This is a genomic window from Chitinophaga sp., from assembly GCF_036566945.1.
In the GTDB taxonomy this organism is placed as follows: Bacteria; Bacteroidota; Bacteroidia; order Chitinophagales; family Chitinophagaceae; genus Chitinophaga.
Genome location: NZ_DATCVJ010001062.1, coordinates 1 through 2,231, shown reverse-complemented (window position 1 = coordinate 2,231; position 2,231 = coordinate 1). Strand labels below are relative to the sequence as shown.

General features: G+C 46.4%; 2 protein-coding genes. Both read right to left on the bottom strand.

The genetic code is table 11. The features are described from left to right. Positions 1-816: phytase (locus VIP81_RS32125; RefSeq protein ID WP_331971871.1), on the bottom strand; the 816-nt coding region annotated here is incomplete at its 3' end. Between the two features lie 5 nt (positions 817-821). Then, a complete protein-coding gene (locus VIP81_RS32120; RefSeq protein ID WP_331971868.1) occupies positions 822-2,087 on the bottom strand; it encodes a hypothetical protein in 1,266 nt (421 codons plus the stop codon). Positions 2,088-2,231 lie beyond the last annotated feature (144 nt).

The window sequence follows — 2,231 nt, the reverse complement described above, 5'->3', positions numbered from 1 at the left end:
CAGTTCTTCATTGCCTTTTTCCGGGTCTGCATAATACTGCCTTACACCGTATTGTTCATCCGAATAGTAGATATATCCTGCTTCGTTATCTACCGCAATCGCTTCTATTTCTTTTTTGCCGCTATAGTGCCCAAACTTACGCACCAACGTGGCTTTTACTTTGCCGGCGCCGTTGTCGGAGAGCAGGTATTGCCATAAATAGGTACCATCCTGAGGACCGGTTTTTCGTCCGGCAATGGCATATTGCTGGCCACTTTTGCTGGTATATACCGCTATCCCCATTAAATCGCGGTATTGCTTGCCTGTTTCGCCTTCAAAGATCGGAATGCCACCATCATCAATAGGTTGCATATCCGGCAGTGAAAAGAAGCGGAGTTTATGGGTGATACGTTCGGAGGTAACGGCATAGTCTACACGTTTTCCATTCAGCAGCAGGCCATAGGCAATGTCTACGTTGTTAGGACGTTGCAGGCCACGTACTACCTGCTTTATTTTTCCCTGCAGGTCAAATACATAGAGGGCGCCATCCGCAGATTTATCGGTGCCAATCACCAGGCTTTGTGCGGGATTGGCGCGATTTACCCAGATGGCCGGATCATCTGAATCGAATTGTACGTGTTCGGTGATGATGGCCGGCTGAATGGCCCTGGCAGTATCCGTATATACGTTGGCGTTAACAGCTGTATTCGTGGTATCGTTTCCGTTAGTTGTTTTCGTAGTGCCGTGATCGTTTGCTTTAGTAGCAGGTCTGGCACAGGCCAGAAAACACAGCAGTCCGGGGACTGCTGTGAATAATAATATATTGCGTTTAGTCATCAATGTTAGTTTTTAGCAGAAAAAGCACCAATAGTAGAAGAAGGATCGGGAGAAGGATAGGGATATTTCTCCATGCCTACGCCGTTAGGGAAGTTACGAACAAAGGTAGTGATCCCTGCGCCAATAGCGGGTGATCCGGCCTGTACGTGGAAGTTCCAGCTACCGTTAAAAGTAGCATTATTCATAGGCGTGTTCAGCGGGTAGCTAACGAATTTAGGATCGTTGTCACCTGCTTTGGTACCAATGATATCGTTTTTACCAGCTACTATTTCTTTCGAAGGCTGGAACTGATCTACCGTTGCCTGGTCAAATCCATAATAAAGATTGTTGCTGATCACGGAGCGGGCATCTTCTGTTTTTTTGGTATCTCTCTTAATACCAAAACGTGCGTTGGCAAACAGGTTGTTGTACAATTCTACAAATACTGCTGCTTCTACCCACACGGAGCCACCTTTCACGGTGGGTCTTCTCCAGCCGGTGTTGAGGATGGTATTGTTGTAGGCAATTACATGCGCCTGCGGCGTACGTTCGCCGGAGTTAGACAACTTCAGGGCGTTGGTGTTGGTCGCATAAAAGAGATTGTAGGCTACGTCAGCGACACAACCGGATTTGATGTTGATACCTTCTCCACCAGTGATGCCGGTGCAGTAAAACTGATTATTAGAGAAGATGATTTTACCGCCTTCTATATAAGTACAGTCTTCATTGAAATTCCTGAAAATGCAATTATTTACCACCAGTTTACCATTTACGTTGCTATACCATAAAGCAGGCAGATTTTCGCCGCTGGTGGCTTTGTATAACCCCATTTTTACGGAGGTGGAAGATTCTGTGGTAGTAGATCCGCCGTATTCCAGGATGGTATTATCCAGCAACAGTTCCGCGCAGGTAGGTGCGGCCAGAATACCACCCCATTGCTTGCCAAACTGGTTGCTTGCGGTGCGTCCCTTTTCGTCGATGGTAAATGTGACCGGGCTTTCGGGTGTTCCCATGGAATAAAGATTGCCTTTTACAATCACTTCCGGTTTGCTGAGCGTATCCATGATAATGGTAACGCCTTCTTCAATGATCAGCGTTTTGCCTTCCGGGATAATGATGTCGTCAGACACGTGTATGGTGCTGAATTTGGACCATACACCAGATACTTCCCCATTGATACCGGTGGTGTCTGCCGGCTTCTCGGTAAGGTCTACGTATAGGTTGGCTTTTTTACAGCCACTGGCGATAGCTATGATGAATGCGGCGAGGCAAAGAATTTGTTTAAACTTCATGACGATGAATATTTTGAATACGTTTATAATTTGTAGCGTACGCCGAGCAGGTAAGTTTGTTTGTAATACTCTTTCCTGATCAGTGTTTCGTTGGCATTATGCTGTCCCGGAATGTCTGCGTTTTCCGGATTGGTACCTTTCACA

Excerpts from the sequence above, each read along its gene's own strand:
- VIP81_RS32120 (WP_331971868.1), bottom strand. The coding sequence starts at position 2,087 with ATGAAGTTTAAACAAATTCTTTGCCTCGCCGCATTCATCATAGCTATC.